The sequence below is a fragment of the Amycolatopsis methanolica 239 genome (assembly GCF_000739085.1).
GTDB lineage: Bacteria > Actinomycetota > Actinomycetes > Mycobacteriales > Pseudonocardiaceae > Amycolatopsis_E > Amycolatopsis_E methanolica.
In genome coordinates, this window is record NZ_CP009110.1 from 993,109 (window position 1) to 1,007,220 (window position 14,112).

The window sequence follows — 14,112 nt, forward strand, 5'->3', positions numbered from 1 at the left end:
CTGCGGCATTGCGGCATGCGGCCGCGCCACCGCTGCGACGGGCTGCGCCATTGCGGCATGCGGCCGCCCCATTGCCGCGACCGGCCGCCCCGCCGTATCGGGCCGCGGCACTGCCCGCGAGCCGCCCCACCGTCGCAACGGCGACGCCACGGCCGCAACGGGCCGCGCTACTGCGCGACCGGCCAAACCCACTGCCGTAACGGGCCGCGCCACCGCCGCGACCGGCCCAACCCGCTGCCGCGCCACGGCGCTGGGCCGTGGCCACTCCAGAAAGCGTGTTGGCGGTTCCCCACAGCGAGTTGGCCGTTCCGAGCAGCGGCGCACACCGCCACCGAGCGGCGGAAAGCGCCCTCAGCAGCGCGGCAGCATCTCCCAGCCACGCAGCGTGTCGGCCAATCCGTCCGTCAGCGCAAGCGCCACGAACGTCGCCTCATCGACCCAGCGCACCTCGGCCGCGTCGTCGCCCGCCCGCAGGAAACCGCCCTCCACCTCGCAGATGTAGTCGTGGATCTCGTAGCGGCCGCGGACCACGTGGCCCACCAGCGCGCCGGGGCGGACGACGAGCCCGGTTTCCTCGCGCATCTCCCGGATCAGGGCCGCATTGTCCGTTTCGCCTGGTTCCACGCGTCCACCCGGGATCGACCACAGTCCGCGTCCGGGGTCGTTGGCGCGCCGGACGAGCAGCAGGCGGCCCGCTTGATCGTGCAGGATCCCGCCTACGCAGCGCACGGGGACCGGGCCGATCGCGCTCATGAGGGCAGCCTAACCCGGGCCTGGCGGACGCGGAGAGTAACCAACCGATTAGATCACAGCCGGACACTGACCCAAGCGCGGGACTTACCTCCCGTAACCCTGCGGAGTGCGGTACAACGTTACTGGTGAGCTTGCCAGTCCGATGCCGGAGTAAGAGACGGGATTGATCGTTGTGAACGCGAAGAAGATTGCCGGGCTCGTGGGTATCGCGTTGGTGCTGTTCTTCGTGATCGCCCAGCCGGGCAACGCGGCCAACCTGGTCAGCAACATCGTCGACTTCCTGCGTGAATCGGCCGAGGCCGTCATCACCTTCGTCAGCAACGTGTTCACTTCGTAGGCGGCCGGATAGGCTGGCTTGATGTTCGCCCCACGGGATCCCGACGAGTACCTGCTCGACACCGAGCGGCGCGTGGTGCGGGTCCGCAGGCACTGGGCATTCCTGGCCTGGGACACCTTCGAGACGATCGCTCTGCTCGCGATCTGCGTGATGGTGTCCTACCTGCTGCCACCGTCCCTGTGGGTCGTCCAGAACATCCTCTGGTACGCGGCGCTGCTCGTGGTCGTCGTGTACGCGTTCAAGGTCATCGAGTGGTGGGTCGAGCGCCTGGTGGTCACGGACAAACGCTTCGTGCTCACCAGCGGCGTCATCACCACCAAGGTCGCGATGATGCCGATCTCGAAGGTCACCGACCTGACCTACGAACGCTCCGCGTGGGGCCGGATGTTCGGCTACGGCACGGTCGTCGTCGAGTCGGCCGGTCAGATCCAGGCGCTGAACCGGATTGAGTTCCTGCCGAGCCCGGAGGAGTTCTACGACACCATCTCCGAACTCGTCTTCGGCGACAAGCACAAGCAGAGCGAGCGCTTCTCCATGATCAAGGCCCAGCGCCTCGCGCGCGGCAAGAAGATCGTCGGTTGACACGTCGTTGTGCCTGGTCGGCCGTGTGCCGACCGGGTAGGCGACAATGATTCCGATGCGCATCGACCTGCACACCCATTCCACCGTGTCGGACGGCACGGACACGCCCGCCGAACTCGTGGCGGCGGCCGCCGCCGCGGGGCTCGACGTGGTCGCGCTGACCGACCACGACACCACGGCAGGCTGGGCCGCCGCGGCCGCGGCGCTCCCGGCTGGCCTCACGCTCGTGCCCGGCGCCGAGCTGTCGTGCGTGAGCAACCTCGGCATCAGCATCCACCTGCTGGCCTACCTGTTCGACCCGGCGTCCTCGGCGATCGTCGAAGAGCAGACGCGGCTGCGGCAGGAGCGCCGCACCCGGTTGCGCGCGATGGCGGTGCGGATGGCCGCCGACGGCCTGCCGATCGACGCCGACGAGCTCCTCGAATCCCTCGGCCCGGACTCCCCGGCAGGCCGGCCGCACCTCGCGCAGGCCCTGGTGCGCGCGGGGCTGGTGACGAGCGTGGACCAGGCGTTCGCTGAGTACCTCGGCGCCGGCCGCGGCTACTACCTGCCGCGGCAGGACACGCCGGTGGAGACGGCGATCGAGATGATCGCCGAAGCAGGCGGCGTCACCGTGTTCGCGCACCCGTTCGCGCGCAGCCGCGGGCGGATCGTGTCCGCCGACTACATCGCCGAGCTGGCGGAGATCGGGCTGACCGGGCTCGAGGTCGACCACCCCAACCACGACGAGGCGACGCGCGCCGAGCTGCGCGGGCTGGCCGGTGAGCTGGGGCTGGTGCAGACCGGGTCGAGCGACTACCACGGCACGAACAAGACGATCCCGATCGGCGCGGAGAACACTGATCCCGAGCAGTTCGAGGCGTTGATCGACAAGGCGTCCGGCGCGCAGATCGTGGTGGGCTGACCTTGGCGGTCGCCGACCTCTTCGACGCGAAACTGTTCCTGGAGGCGTCGATCACGCTGGTCGTGATCATGGACCCGCCGGGGACCGTGCCGGTGTTCCTCAGCCTGGTGGGCCGGAAGCCGCCGGCGGTGCGGGCGCGGGCCGCGCGGCAGGCGGTGCTGGTGTCGCTGCTGGTGATCTCACTGTTCGCCATCGCGGGGCAGGCGATCCTCGCGTACCTGGGGATCGGGGTGCCCGCGCTGCAGGGCGCCGGCGGGCTGCTCCTGCTGCTCATCGCGCTGGACCTGCTCACCGGCCGCGGCGCGACGAGCGAGCCGAACGTGGTGGAGGACGTGAACGTCGCCCTGGTGCCGCTGGGCACCCCGCTGCTGGCCGGACCGGGCGCCATCGCCGCGACGATCGTCTTCGTCCGGCAGGCGTCCGGGCACGTGGGCGCGTACGTAGCGCTGGCCTGCGCGATCGTCGCCGTGCACATCGTCATCTACGCGTGCATGCGGTTCTCGGGCGTGGTCATCCGGTTGATCAAGGAAAGCGGTATCACGCTGCTCGCGAAGATCGCGGGCCTGCTGCTGGCGGCGATCGCCGTGGAGCTGGTCGCGAACTCCGTACGAGGCTTCATCGAGGGCGGCTGACGTCCCCGGCGGGTGTCGCTTCGGCAGGTGCTGCTTCCCAGGATGCGGATGCCTGCGATGCCAGGCCTCGTGCCTCGCTGCACCGGGCCAGCCTCCGCTGTGAACCCCCGTGTGGGCGCCGGTTGCCGCGCGAAGCGAGTCGCGGGTTGCTGGGGGAGCTGCCCGTGCTAGCCGCAGTCCGCTCCGTCGGGGTGGGTCTTTACCCATCGCGGGCCATCGGTGCCTGTGGGTGCTGGCCGCGCGGGGCCGGGCCGGCTGGTCAACGGCCGCCGGCTCGTGGCGTCGGGCGAGTGGGTCGGGGCTGTCGTGGCGCCGCTCTTACCGGTTGCCGTTTCCCTGGGGCGGTCACCTGGCGATGCCGCCACAGCCGCCGCCCGCGAGGGCATGCCGGCTGGCCGTCAGCTGCCGTCGTGCCGGCCCCGTCAGCCGCCGATCACCGGCGGGCTGATGCGGTTCCCGTTCTCGTCCGTGCCGCCCTCGTGGCCGAAGATGCTGTCCGGGTCGTCCTCGAGGAGGTACGCGGGCCGCTCGTGGTCCTTGTCCTCGTCCTTCTTCGAGTTGCCCGCCGGGCCGGCCAGGTGCGATCCGGACGCGCCCGCCTTGCCCGCCGCTCCGGCGCGTCCGCTGTTCGCGCTCTCGGCCGCCGCCCTGGCGCCCGGCTCCCCGATCCCGGCCTTGCGGCCGGCCGCTTCCTGGCCCGCGCCGAGACGGCCCGCGGCGCCACCCCCGGCTGCCCGGCCGCCGACCCCGGCCCGCGGCACGGCACCGGCCCGGCCACCCGAACCCGACCCCGGGCGCGGCGACGTGCGCGTCTGGTCGCCCTGGCCCGGCGCGACCGGCATCATGCCCGCACCGGCCGACAGACCCGTGCTGCCGGGCACCGTCGAGGCGGGGGAGCGGCCCCAGCCACCGGCGTTGTCGGTGAACCCGGGGGTCGGCGAGGCGCCCGTGGTCGTGCCGATCCCGGGCAGCGGCGTCGTCGGCGGCGCGATGCTCCCGGTGGTCCGCACCCCGCCCGGCGCGCCGCCCATCGGGCCGACGCCGCCCGAGCTGGATGCCGTCGTGTTGTCGTTGGCGGCGAACGTCGGGCTGGTGGCGGCACCGGTGTCGGGCTGCGTGGTCGGCGTGGCGTACACGGGCTGGGTCGAACCGCCGGCGTGCAGCATCACGTCTCGCTGCGCCAGCACCGCCGCGGCCTCCTGCTGGGCCTGGTGTTGCAGCGCGGCCTGGTTCTGCATGTCGTTCATGGTGGCGCTGGCGCCTTCCCAGTCACCGCTCGCGAGCTGCTGCCGGGCGGCGGCGATCGACTGATCGACCGACTTGCCCGCGGGCTCCGGCATGCTGTTGCGGGCCTGGGACAGCGCCGCGGACGTCTGCGAATAGCGGTTCGCCGACAGGAACGCCGCGTCCTTCGAGCTGTCCGCCCACGTCGCGAGCGTGTTGAAGTAGCCGAAGGCGGTGTTCGCGCCGTCACCCTGCCAGCCGGCCTGCTCCTTGGCGACCCCCTGCCGCAGCGCGGAGGCCATCTCGCCGAAGGCGTTGCCGAGGTCGTTGACGATGATGCCCTGCTCGTCCACCTCCTCGGGGGAGACGCCCTCGGTGACCATGGTCTTCAGCGTTTCGTGCGGCACTCTCTCGTACAGACGATCCGACGGCGCCAGCCCGTCGCGGTACCCGCCGCCCTCGGCCTGCAGCTTCCGCGTGTAGACCTGACCGGACTTGACCGAGTAGTCGCCCGCGACCTGCTCGGCGTCCGGGCCGAAGAACTTGCCCGCGGACTTGCCCGCGGTTTCGGCGTAGACCTCCGACTCGTACCGGCGCCGCGAGTACCCGTTGTCGGGCTGCGTCATGACTTCCTCCCCTGGTGTCAACGATTCGCCGCGGTCAGGTGCTGGTTGACGTGGTCACGCACCCACTGGCCGATGCGGGCCCGGTCGGCGGGCGTGAACGTGTGCCGCTGCGCGCCGTCGGGCAGCTGCTCCACCGTGGTGAAGAACCGGCCGTCCGGGGTGTCGAACCAGGTCAGGCGGCCCGCGTCCACCCCGCGGACCGAGCACGAGACCACCCCGGCGCGCAGTGGGGGCGCCGCGAAGTACCGATCCGCCACGCGCTTCTCCCGCGGCGGCTCGCCGCCGAACAGACCACCTCCGCCGCGCGCCTGCGACACGTAGGTCACCGGCGCGATGCGCACCGGCGGCACCTCCGGCAGCGGTTCGAGCAGTTGCGGGAGCACCTGGCCCGCGCGCAGCTCGGCGAACCTGACGTTGTCACCGCTCTGGCGGCTCAGCACACCGCGCTCGCCGGTCCAGCCGCCGCGCGACAGGACCTTCTCGTCGCGCGTCAGCTCGGCCACGACCTGGGTGACGAGGACGTCCGGCCGCGCCCACAGCCGCAGCAGGTCCACGAACTCACCCCGCAGCCGGTCGCGCGACATGCGCCCGAGGCGGTGCCAGTGGTCGAACACGCGCTGCCGCTGCTCGGCGCGCTCGGACCGGGTCCCGCTGACGAACGGGATCCGGTGCGGGTAGACGAACCTCCCGAGGCCCAGCTCCTCGTCCAGGATGTCCAGTTCGGCCGGCGCCGTTTCGAACGTCAACACGCATTGCCCCCCTGCTCCGAATGCCAACCGCCCAAATCATATGCGCCGCGGGCCGTGGGCGGAGCCGAAAGTGTCGGGGGTGGTGCGTACGGTAGTGGGCGTGGAGCAACTGGGGTTCGAGTTCGCGGTCCAGCCGCGGCGATTGACGAAGGTGAGTCCGGCGCGCCTGGCCACCTTCGCGGACTGCCCGCGCCGGTACCGGCTGGCCTACCTCGACCGGCCGACCCCGCAGCGCACCGGCCCGTGGGCGCACAGCACGCTCGGCGCGGTGGTGCACAACGCGCTGCGTGCGTTGTTCGACGTGCCGCCCGCGCGCCGCACCCCGGAGCGCGCCGCGGCGCTGCTGTCGGAGCACTGGCAGGACGCCGGGTTCGCCGACGCCGACCAGGCCGCGACGTACCGCGCCCGCGCCAAGGAGTGGGTCGCCGAGTACGTCGAGCACCACGACGTGACCAGCGATCCGGTCGGCATCGAGCGGTGGGTGTCCGCACCGGTGAACCCGGAGCCCGGCCGTCCCGCGTCGATGATCATCGAGGGCCGCGCGGACCGCATCGACCAGCGCGGCGGTGAGCTGGTGATCGTCGACTACAAGACCGGCCGCCGCGCGCCGGACGAGCACGAGGCCCGCGGTTCCCAGGCGCTGGCGATGTACGCGGTCGCGGCCGAGCGCACCCTGCGGCGGCCGTGCCGCAAGGTCGAGCTGCACCACCTGCCCAGCGGCACGGTCGCGGAGGCGACGCACACGCCGGAGAGCCTGCAGCGGCACCTGCACCGCGCCGAGGAGACCGCCGAGGACGTCCGGCTGGCCACGGACACCCTCGACGCCGGCGGCGACGCCGACGTGCTGTTCCCCGCGCGCCCCGACCGACGCTGCGCCTGGTGCGACTTCCGGCCCAGCTGCGAGGCGGGGCAGCAGGCCGCACCGGCGGCGAAGTCCTGGGAGCTGCTGGCGCCGTAGGGGCGGTTCGCAGTGCTGCTGCCGGTGTGGGGCTGGCTGGTGGGTGGGGTGCCGGGGCTGCTGGCGCGGTGGGGCTGCGGTGGTGGCCGAGTGCGGGGGTGGTTGGGCCGTGCTGGTGATGAGGTCTCGGGGTTGCCAGCACGGCAGGGCTGCATCGGGAGTGGAGTGCTGGGGCTGGCGTCATGGGGGCTGTTGGTGGTGTCGAGGTCCTGGAGGGCCCGGCTGCCGGCGGCTGGTGGTGGAGTGCTGCGGGGGCTCGCGCCGCTGGGCTGCGGTGTTGGCGAGGTCTTGGGGTTGTCGGCGCGGTAGGGCTGCATCGGGGGCGTAGCGCTGGGGCAGTTCGCATTGCTGCTGCGGGCGTGGTGGCTGGCCGGCGCCCGAGGTTCGCGGTCGGTGAATTTGTGACGGTGCGTGGCCCGGCGGCTGGGAGTAACCCTGCGTCACCAGGGACCGGCTTCGCCGGCAGAACTCCGCTGGTGTGGTGCCGCGCGCGTCAGCGCTGGTCGAACGGCACGCCGGGCGCGATGTGGCAGCCGGAATCCCCGCCGCGGGTGGGCATCCTTCTGCCCGTCGCCGTCGTGGTGGAATTCTCGGTGCTGGACCCTGGCCGAGGAGTGGGAACAAGGTGAGCGACGACATGACGGACACCGAGGAGCTGGCGCTCGCCCCGGTGCGCGCCCGGAGCCGGCCGGCTCGCTGGTGGCGCGGGTGCACCGGCTCACTCGCGGCAGGGCTCGTCGCGCTCGTTGTGCTCGTGCTGGGAGCTGGGCTGCTGTGCGCCTTCCTCGACGTTCCCGGCCCGGGCGCCGCGCCGATGATCGCCCACCCCGTCGCCGCCGTACTCGCCCTCCTCACGCAGCGCCTCGCGGACCGGAAGAACGGCCCGGTGGCCGGAGTCGCCGGGCTGGTGGTGCTCGCGATCGTCGCCACCGCGCTGTGGACCTTCTGGTGGGCCTAGCCGTTTACCCCCAAGGGTGCATTCACCCCGATCTTCGCGAACTCGCTCCACCGCCGGCCCAGGACCCTTATCGTTCGGCGAAACAGCGTTCAACGTAAAGGGGTACTGGGGTGATCGTGGCGATCGTGATCTTGGTCGTCATGCTGCTGACGCTCGCCATCGGGACGATCGGGGTCTACAACGGGCTGGTCAAGCGGCGTAACGCGTACCAGAACGCCTTCGCGCAGATCGACGTACAGCTGACCCGCCGGCACGGCCTGATCCCGAACCTGGTCGAAACAGCGAAGGGTTACCTCCGGCACGAGCGGCAGACGCTCGAGGCCGTGATCGCGGCCCGCGGCGGCGCGGTCAACGCGCAGCAGGTCGCGCGCGGCAACCCGGGCGACCCCGCTGCCATGAACCAGCTCGCGGGCGCCGAGCAGGTGCTGACGCAGACGCTGGGCCGGCTCCTCGCGCTGTCCGAGTCCTACCCGGGCCTCAAGGCCAACCAGAACATGATGCAGCTCTCCGAGGAACTGACCTCCACCGAGAACCGCGTGGCCTTCGCGCGCCAGGGCTACAACGACTCGGTCATGGCCTACAACACCAAGCGCGAAGTGTTCCCGGCAACGTGATCGCGGGGGCGTTCGGGTTCACCCCGGCCGCGCTCCTGGAGATCGACTCGCCCGAACAGCGCGAGGCTCCGCGGATCTCCTTCTGACACCGATGAACTTCTTCGAACGACAACTGGAAGTGCGCCGGGCCTCGGCGCGGCTGGTGTGGCTGTTCACACTCGCCGTCGTGGTGATCGTCGCGCTCGTCGACTTCGCGGTCTGGGCCGGTTTCCGGCTGTGGGAGCGGCAGGCCGGCTCCGCCGCGCGGATCCTGGTCGTCGCCGGGGTACTGGCCGTGCTCGTCATCGGTCTCACCTCGTGGATCCGGACCCTGCTGCTGCGCCGGGGCGGCGGCGGGAAGGTGGCCACGAGCCTCGGCGGGGGTGCCGGTCTCGCCGGACACGCCTGACCCGAGCGATCGCCTCGGGCATCCCGGTTCCGCAGCTGTACGTGCTGCCGAACGAGCCGGGCATCAACGCCTTCGCCGCAGGCTGGACACGGGGGGACGCGGCCATCGCGGTCACCCAGGGTGCTCTCGACCGGCTCAGCCGCGACGAACTGCCGGGCGTCATCGCCCACGAGTTCAGCCTCGTCGTCAACGGCGACATGCGCCTGAACATCTGGCTGATGGGTGTGCTCACCGGAATCCTCGGGCTTGCGCTCCTCGGCAGGATCCTGCTGCCCAGGGGAGGCGGCAGGCGCCAAGCCGGCAGCCTGGGCCCGCTGGTCCTCCCGGCACTGGTCGCGGTCATCGCCGGATACGTCGGCGTCGTCCTCGGCAGGCTCATCAAAGCGGGCGTGTCCCGGCAACGGGAATTCCTCGCCGACGCATCGGCCGTGCAGTTCACCCGGCAGACCGAGGGGCTCGCGGGCGCCTGAAGAAGATCGCCGGCCTGCCCACAGGCTCGCGGCTGCACACCGCGAAGGCCGAGGACGTGAGCCACATGCTTTTCGGGGACAGCCGCAAGTTCTCGTCCCTGTTCGCCACCCACCCGCCGCTGGTGCGGCGCATCCAGCTGCTCGATCCTGCCTTCGATCCGCGGGAGCTGGACCAGCTGAGCTCGCGGTGGGCGCCCGTGATCCTCGGGTTGCTGCTTTCAGCGCACCCGCAGATCCGGACCGGGCAGCACCAGCTGCTCACGGCCCGGCTGGGCAGGCCGCTCGCCGACGCCGCCTGGCGCGAGGGCGACGCCCTCCGGGGGGCTCGACCCCGCTGCGCGCCTGCCGCTCACGGAACTGGCCTTCCCCGCGCTGCGCCAGCGGCCGCAGCAGGAGCTCCAGGCCGTTGCCGCCGTGCTGCACGAACTCGTCCGCATCGACGGGAAGGTGGACGTCTGCGAGTACTGCCTGTCCGCTCTGCTCGTCCGAGACCTGGCCGAGGCGGCGCACCACCGGCCGACGCGGCCGGTCAGGCGAACGTCGCTGCGGCAGGCCGCGCCCTCGGTGGCCGTTCTGTTCGCCGTGGTGACCGCGGTGGGACACGGCGACCCGGTGGCGGCCGCGGCCGCGTTCCGAGCAGGTCTGGCACGGGTGTTGCCCGGCGCGCCGATCCCCTTCCAACCGCCGGGTCAGGCCTGGCAGGCGTTGGACGCAGCATGGCCCGTGCTCGACGGCCTGCCCCGGTCCGGACAAGGCGCTGCTGGTGGACGGGCTCACCACCGTGATCACGAACGACGGGGTGCTGGATGTCGCCGAAAGCGAGCTCCTCCGGACGGTGTGCGCCATGGTGCACTGCCCGCTGCCGCCACTCGCGACGGTGGGGCTAGGCCAGCCACTCCCGCCACGCGGCCAGCAGCACCCGCAGCAAAGCAGCGGGGTTTTCGGTGTTCGGTGAGTGCGCCGCGCCCGGGATGACCTCGAACGGAGCGCCCAGCCGGGCCGCCATCTCACGCTGGGACGGCACGCTCCACGCGTCGTCGAGTTCGCCCGCCACCACCAGGGTCGGCACGCCCGTCGCGGCCAGTTCGTCCACCCGGTCCGGTTCGGTGCGCAGGCCCCGTGCCATTCCGAGCAACCCCGCCGGGCTCGAGGCCAGGAAACGCAGTCGCAGGAAGTCCTTCAGGTCCGCGGGCATCGTGGCCCACAGCGGCGACCGCGCGCTCACCTGCTCCCGCACCCGGTACACCTCGTCCAGCCCGGACTGCCGCAACACCGGCTCGCCAGCCCCGAGCGCATCCCGCCGGGCGCCCGCCGGGAGCTCGCCCGGCCCGCTGTCCAGCAACGTCAACCCCGCGACCGGCGCGCCCGCCAGCACCGCCGCCCGCGCCACCAGCCCACCGAAGGAGTGGCCGAGCAGCACCACCGGCCCCTCGACCTCCTCGACCAGCCCGGCCACCACGGAACCCAGCGCGGACGGCAGGTAAGCCTCCTCGTCGGGCGGGCCCGGCGACTCGAACTGGCCCGGCAGGTCGATCGCGACCGCGCGGAAACCGCCGTCCGCCAAGCCGTCCAGCAGCGGCGCGAAGTCCTCTTTGGACCCGGTGTACCCGGGCACCAGCACGGCGGTGGCCTTCGCCGGAGCGGGCGTGCGCAGCGCGGCCAGGCCCCGCAGGCGCACCTTCTCCGCCCCGTGCGGGGTCAGCTGGGCCGTCACGACAACGCGACCAGCGTGTTCCCACGCTGTTCGAGCAGCACCGGCCCCAGCGCGGCCAGCCGCACCGGCCCGGTGTAGCCGTGCCGGTCCACCGCGATCGTGCGGATCGTCGACCCGTCCGACTCGTTCAGCACCGCCAGTCCACCCTGGATCGGCACGACCAGCTGGTGCGCGAAGGTGATCCCGGGACCCAGCGCGCTGTTCAACGTCCACAGTGGAGTGAGGTTGTCCCGGGACAGCGCCATCATCTTCGACCCGGTGAACCAGTACACGTTCGCCGACGTCGTCGACGTGACCGGCGCCAGCCCGACCGGGTCCTGCGCCAGGTCCGACGCGGGCAGGTCCAGCGGGTAGGCCGCGGTCTGCTCGCCGTCGGCGTCGTACAGCACCAGCAGCCTCTGGTCCGGCAACGCGACCGCCGTGTGGTCGCCGGACATCGCGACCAGTTTCGCGTTGTGCCCGGCCACGATGGCGCTGAACGACACCTGCGGCTCGTCCGACTCCTTGGGCACGGACTTCATCACCGTAAGCCGGTCACCGGGATCGCCGGGGCAGCGTTCGATCACGCCGAGCCGGCCCGACGCCATCGCGACCGACCCGTACGTGCAGCCCGTGCGCGGCTGCTTCTCCGGGTTCACCAGGGCCGGAACCTTGCCGTACTCGTTGGTCTCGACGAGGTCGTCCCGCCAGGTCACCAGCAGCTCTGGCCCGGTCGCGGTGACCTGGCTGCCATCGGTCACCAGCCGCGTGCCCAGCGGGGGGCTGCCGGTGCGCTGCGCCTTGCGCAGCCCTGTGTCGATGCCGAGCCCGATCACCTCGGAGCAGCCGGACTCGCCGTTCACGCCGTCCTTGCGGTACACCGCCAGCACCCGGCCCCAGGCCTCGGCGGCGGTGCACAGCGTCAGGTCGCGGGCGTAGCGCCAGCGCACTTCGCCGGTGAGCGGGTCGCGCCCGGCGATCTCGCCGCCGTTCGCGGTGGCCACGGCCGTGCCCTCGGCGATCGGGACCGGGGCCGAGTCGCTGGGCGCCTGCCACAGCTCGCGCAGCGTCGCGGGCACGGTCGCCGGCGCGGGCGGCAGGGGAGTGCCCGGCGCGGACGTCTCCTGGATCGTCGCCCGGCTCGCGCTGCCCGCCCAGATCGCGACACCGGTCACGACCACGAGGGCGACGATCAGGACCGCGACGACCCGGTCACGAGGCCGGTTCCACGGGGACGGCCGCTCGCGTCGCGGGCGTTCCGGAGCCGGGGCCGGGGCCGGGGCGGGAGCGCCGGCCAGCACGTCCTCCGCGCCGATCGGCCCGGCGACCTCGCCGCCCTCGGGACGGCGGTGCCGTCCACCCGCCTCGGGCTCGCTCACGTTCCTGCTCCCGGTGTTCGCCGGCGCCCCCGCGGCGCCGGTCGGCCTCAGTCTGCCGAACCCGGTGTATCAGACGTGTTCGCCGTCGCGCTGGCCGAGCCCGAACGGCGACGGCGGCGGCGACGGGCGGGACGCTCCGCGGCCTCGCCGCCTTCACGCTCGGTCGGGCCCTTCTCGGCCGGACCCGAGGTGTCGCTGACCGCCTTGCCACCGCGGGTGCGGCGGCGCGGACGGCGCTCCTCACCCGACGGCTCGCCGGTCGCCTCGGCCTGCGCGCCCTCGCCGGTCTTCGCGGCGCCGCGGGTGCGGCGACGGTTGCGGGTGGGCGCGCCGCCGCTCCGGCGGCGGCCGCCCATCTGCTCCTCCGGCTCGGCGGCAAGGCCGGCGCGGGTGCGCTTGGACAGCGGCAGCCGCCCGGTGGCGTCCTCCGGGATGTCCAGGTCGCTGAACAGGTGCTTCGACGTCGAGTACGTCTCCACCGGCTCGGCCATGCCGAGCTTGAGCGCGTCGTTGATGGCCTGCCAGCGGTGCAGGTCATCCCAGTCGACCAGGGTGATCGCGACACCGGTCTTGCCCGCGCGGCCGGTGCGGCCGATGCGGTGCACGTACGTGCTCTCGTCCTCGGGCGTCTGGTAGTTGATCACGTGCGTCACGTCGGTGACGTCGATACCGCGGGCGGCCACGTCGGTGGCGACCAGCACGTCGACCTTGCCGGACCGGAACGCGCGCAGCGCCTGCTCGCGGGCCCCCTGGCCGAGGTCACCGTGCACCGCGGCGGCGGCGAACCCCCGCTCGGCGAGGTCGTCGGCCACCTTCTGCGCGGTGCGCTTGGTGCGGGTGAAGATCATCGTCAGGCCGCGGTCCTTGGCCTGCAGCACGCGGGCGATCAGCTCGGGCTTGTCGAGCGAGTGCGCCCGGTAGGCGAACTGGGTGGTGCGCTCGTGCACCGCGCTGGAGTCGTTCTCCTCGGCCCGCACGTGCGTCGGGCGGTTGAGGAAGGTGCGGGCCAGTTTGATGATCGGGTCCGGCATCGTGGCCGAGAACAGCATGGTCTGCCGCTGTTCGGGCACCATGCCGAGGATGCGCTCGATGTCGGGCAGGAAGCCCAGGTCGAGCATCTCGTCGGCCTCGTCGAGCACCAGCGCGCGGACCTTGCCGAGGACCAGCGCCTTCTGCTCGGCCAGGTCCAGCAGGCGGCCCGGGGTGCCGACGACCACGTCGACGCCCTTGCGCAGGGCGCTGATCTGCTGCTCGTAGGGGCGGCCGCCGTAGATCGCCAGCGTGCGCACGTCCAGGTGCTTGGCCGCGTCGGTGAGGTCGCGGGTGACCTGCAGGCACAGCTCGCGGGTCGGGACGACCACGAGGGCCTGCGGGGTGCCGTCGCCGGGGGAGACCAGGCGCTGCAGCAGCGGGACGCCGAAGCCCAGCGTCTTGCCCATGCCGGTGCGGGCCTGGCCGATCAGGTCGTCGCCGGCCAGCGCGAGCGGCAGCGTGAGGGCCTGGATGGCGAAGGTGTGCTCGATGCCCGCCTCGGCGAGCGCGCGCACGATCTCGGGGCGGACGCCCAGCTCGGCGAAGGTCGGGGTGGCCGGTTCGACGTGGTCGGCCTGCAGGGGGTGGGAGGTGTCGGTGTCCGGGACGCCCGTCTCGCTGTGATCGAGGGCCACCGGGTCGATGTCGTTGTTGTCGGAAATGTTCGCGGTCAGTGTGATCGCCTCTCTCTACCAGCGCGCACGGCCTGGTCGAGATTCGGCACTCAACCGGCGGGAAGGTCCACCGGGAATGCCTGGACGGCGTGCACGCGCATTACCTGCCGCTCACAGTGGCGCCCGGGGTCTGCTCGTC

The 14,112-nt window shown here is 72.4% G+C and carries 16 protein-coding genes; 9 read left to right on the forward strand and 7 right to left on the reverse strand.

Features of this window, described 5'->3' with window-relative positions; translation table 11 throughout:
* Positions 1 to 351: 351 nt before the first annotated feature.
* Positions 352 to 753 carry an NUDIX hydrolase gene (locus AMETH_RS04930; RefSeq protein ID WP_017986941.1) on the reverse strand — a complete coding sequence of 134 codons (402 nt, stop codon included), beginning with the start codon at positions 751 to 753 and terminating at the stop codon, positions 352 to 354.
* Positions 754 to 952: 199 nt separating this feature from the next.
* On the opposite strand from AMETH_RS04930, the gene AMETH_RS37715 reads away from it, so the two are divergent.
* Genes AMETH_RS37715 through AMETH_RS04945 form a run of 4 tightly spaced genes read left to right on the forward strand, consistent with a single transcriptional unit; the run spans position 953 to position 3,208 of the window.
* Complete coding sequence (locus AMETH_RS37715; protein ID WP_162830497.1) at positions 953 to 1,090, forward strand: hypothetical protein; 138 nt, start codon at positions 953 to 955, stop codon at positions 1,088 to 1,090.
* 21 nt (positions 1,091 to 1,111) lie between these two features.
* Positions 1,112 to 1,672, forward strand: coding sequence for a PH domain-containing protein (locus tag AMETH_RS04935; protein ID WP_017986943.1), 561 nt, complete (start codon positions 1,112 to 1,114; stop codon positions 1,670 to 1,672).
* A gap of 46 nt (positions 1,673 to 1,718) precedes the next feature.
* On the forward strand, positions 1,719 to 2,576 hold the full coding sequence (locus tag AMETH_RS04940; RefSeq protein ID WP_017986944.1) for a PHP domain-containing protein: 858 nt from the start codon (positions 1,719 to 1,721) through the stop codon (positions 2,574 to 2,576).
* Between the two features lie 2 nt (positions 2,577 to 2,578).
* Positions 2,579 to 3,208: a MarC family protein gene (locus AMETH_RS04945; protein WP_017986945.1), complete on the forward strand. Its 630-nt coding sequence runs from the start codon at positions 2,579 to 2,581 to the stop codon at positions 3,206 to 3,208.
* Positions 3,209 to 3,630: 422 nt separating this feature from the next.
* Here AMETH_RS04945 and AMETH_RS04950 read toward each other — a convergent pair whose 3' ends face one another.
* Positions 3,631 to 5,058 carry a hypothetical protein gene (locus AMETH_RS04950; RefSeq protein WP_017986946.1) on the reverse strand — a complete coding sequence of 476 codons (1,428 nt, stop codon included), beginning with the start codon at positions 5,056 to 5,058 and terminating at the stop codon, positions 3,631 to 3,633.
* 17 nt (positions 5,059 to 5,075) lie between these two features.
* Entirely contained in the window at positions 5,076 to 5,807 is a 732-nt protein-coding gene (locus AMETH_RS04955) for an ESX secretion-associated protein EspG (protein ID WP_017986947.1), read from the reverse strand.
* Between the two features lie 100 nt (positions 5,808 to 5,907).
* Here AMETH_RS04955 and AMETH_RS04960 point away from each other — a divergent pair, with 100 nt between their 5' ends.
* From AMETH_RS04960 to AMETH_RS39000, 5 genes are all read left to right on the forward strand, one after another.
* Complete coding sequence (locus AMETH_RS04960; RefSeq protein WP_026153821.1) at positions 5,908 to 6,765, forward strand: RecB family exonuclease; 858 nt, start codon at positions 5,908 to 5,910, stop codon at positions 6,763 to 6,765.
* 637 nt (positions 6,766 to 7,402) lie between these two features.
* On the forward strand, positions 7,403 to 7,723 hold the full coding sequence (locus tag AMETH_RS04965; protein ID WP_038532729.1) for a hypothetical protein: 321 nt from the start codon (positions 7,403 to 7,405) through the stop codon (positions 7,721 to 7,723).
* A gap of 125 nt (positions 7,724 to 7,848) precedes the next feature.
* Entirely contained in the window at positions 7,849 to 8,337 is a 489-nt protein-coding gene (locus AMETH_RS04970) for a LemA family protein (RefSeq protein WP_223843058.1), read from the forward strand.
* Positions 8,338 to 8,428: 91 nt separating this feature from the next.
* Positions 8,429 to 8,725, forward strand: coding sequence for a hypothetical protein (locus AMETH_RS38995; protein ID WP_026153822.1), 297 nt, complete (start codon positions 8,429 to 8,431; stop codon positions 8,723 to 8,725).
* Between the two features lie 41 nt (positions 8,726 to 8,766).
* Complete coding sequence (locus AMETH_RS39000) at positions 8,767 to 9,195, forward strand: M48 family metalloprotease (protein ID WP_026153823.1); 429 nt, start codon at positions 8,767 to 8,769, stop codon at positions 9,193 to 9,195.
* A gap of 218 nt (positions 9,196 to 9,413) precedes the next feature.
* Here AMETH_RS39000 and AMETH_RS41325 read toward each other — a convergent pair whose 3' ends face one another.
* The 4 genes from AMETH_RS41325 to AMETH_RS04990 form a co-directional block, all read right to left on the reverse strand.
* Positions 9,414 to 9,548 carry a hypothetical protein gene (locus tag AMETH_RS41325; RefSeq protein ID WP_267283472.1) on the reverse strand — a complete coding sequence of 45 codons (135 nt, stop codon included), beginning with the start codon at positions 9,546 to 9,548 and terminating at the stop codon, positions 9,414 to 9,416.
* A 530-nt stretch (positions 9,549 to 10,078) separates the two neighbouring features.
* On the reverse strand, positions 10,079 to 10,909 hold the full coding sequence (locus tag AMETH_RS04980; RefSeq protein WP_017986952.1) for an alpha/beta fold hydrolase: 831 nt from the start codon (positions 10,907 to 10,909) through the stop codon (positions 10,079 to 10,081).
* Entirely contained in the window at positions 10,906 to 12,267 is a 1,362-nt protein-coding gene (locus tag AMETH_RS04985) for an Rv3212 family protein (protein ID WP_017986953.1), read from the reverse strand. Before AMETH_RS04985 ends, AMETH_RS04980 begins: the two co-directional genes overlap by 4 nt.
* Before the next feature lie 47 nt (positions 12,268 to 12,314).
* Entirely contained in the window at positions 12,315 to 13,934 is a 1,620-nt protein-coding gene (locus tag AMETH_RS04990; protein WP_017986954.1) for a DEAD/DEAH box helicase, read from the reverse strand.
* Between the last annotated feature and the right edge of the window lie 178 nt (positions 13,935 to 14,112).

Coding starts and splice junctions, on each gene's coding strand:
- AMETH_RS04930 (WP_017986941.1), bottom strand. CDS start 753: ATGAGCGCGATCGGCCCGGTCCCCGTGCGCTGCGTAGGCGGGATCCTG.
- AMETH_RS04935 (WP_017986943.1), top strand. CDS start 1,112: ATGTTCGCCCCACGGGATCCCGACGAGTACCTGCTCGACACCGAGCGG.
- AMETH_RS04940 (WP_017986944.1), top strand. CDS start 1,719: ATGATTCCGATGCGCATCGACCTGCACACCCATTCCACCGTGTCGGAC.
- AMETH_RS04950 (WP_017986946.1), bottom strand. CDS start 5,058: ATGACGCAGCCCGACAACGGGTACTCGCGGCGCCGGTACGAGTCGGAG.
- AMETH_RS04965 (WP_038532729.1), top strand. CDS start 7,403: ATGACGGACACCGAGGAGCTGGCGCTCGCCCCGGTGCGCGCCCGGAGC.
- AMETH_RS38995 (WP_026153822.1), top strand. CDS start 8,429: ATGAACTTCTTCGAACGACAACTGGAAGTGCGCCGGGCCTCGGCGCGG.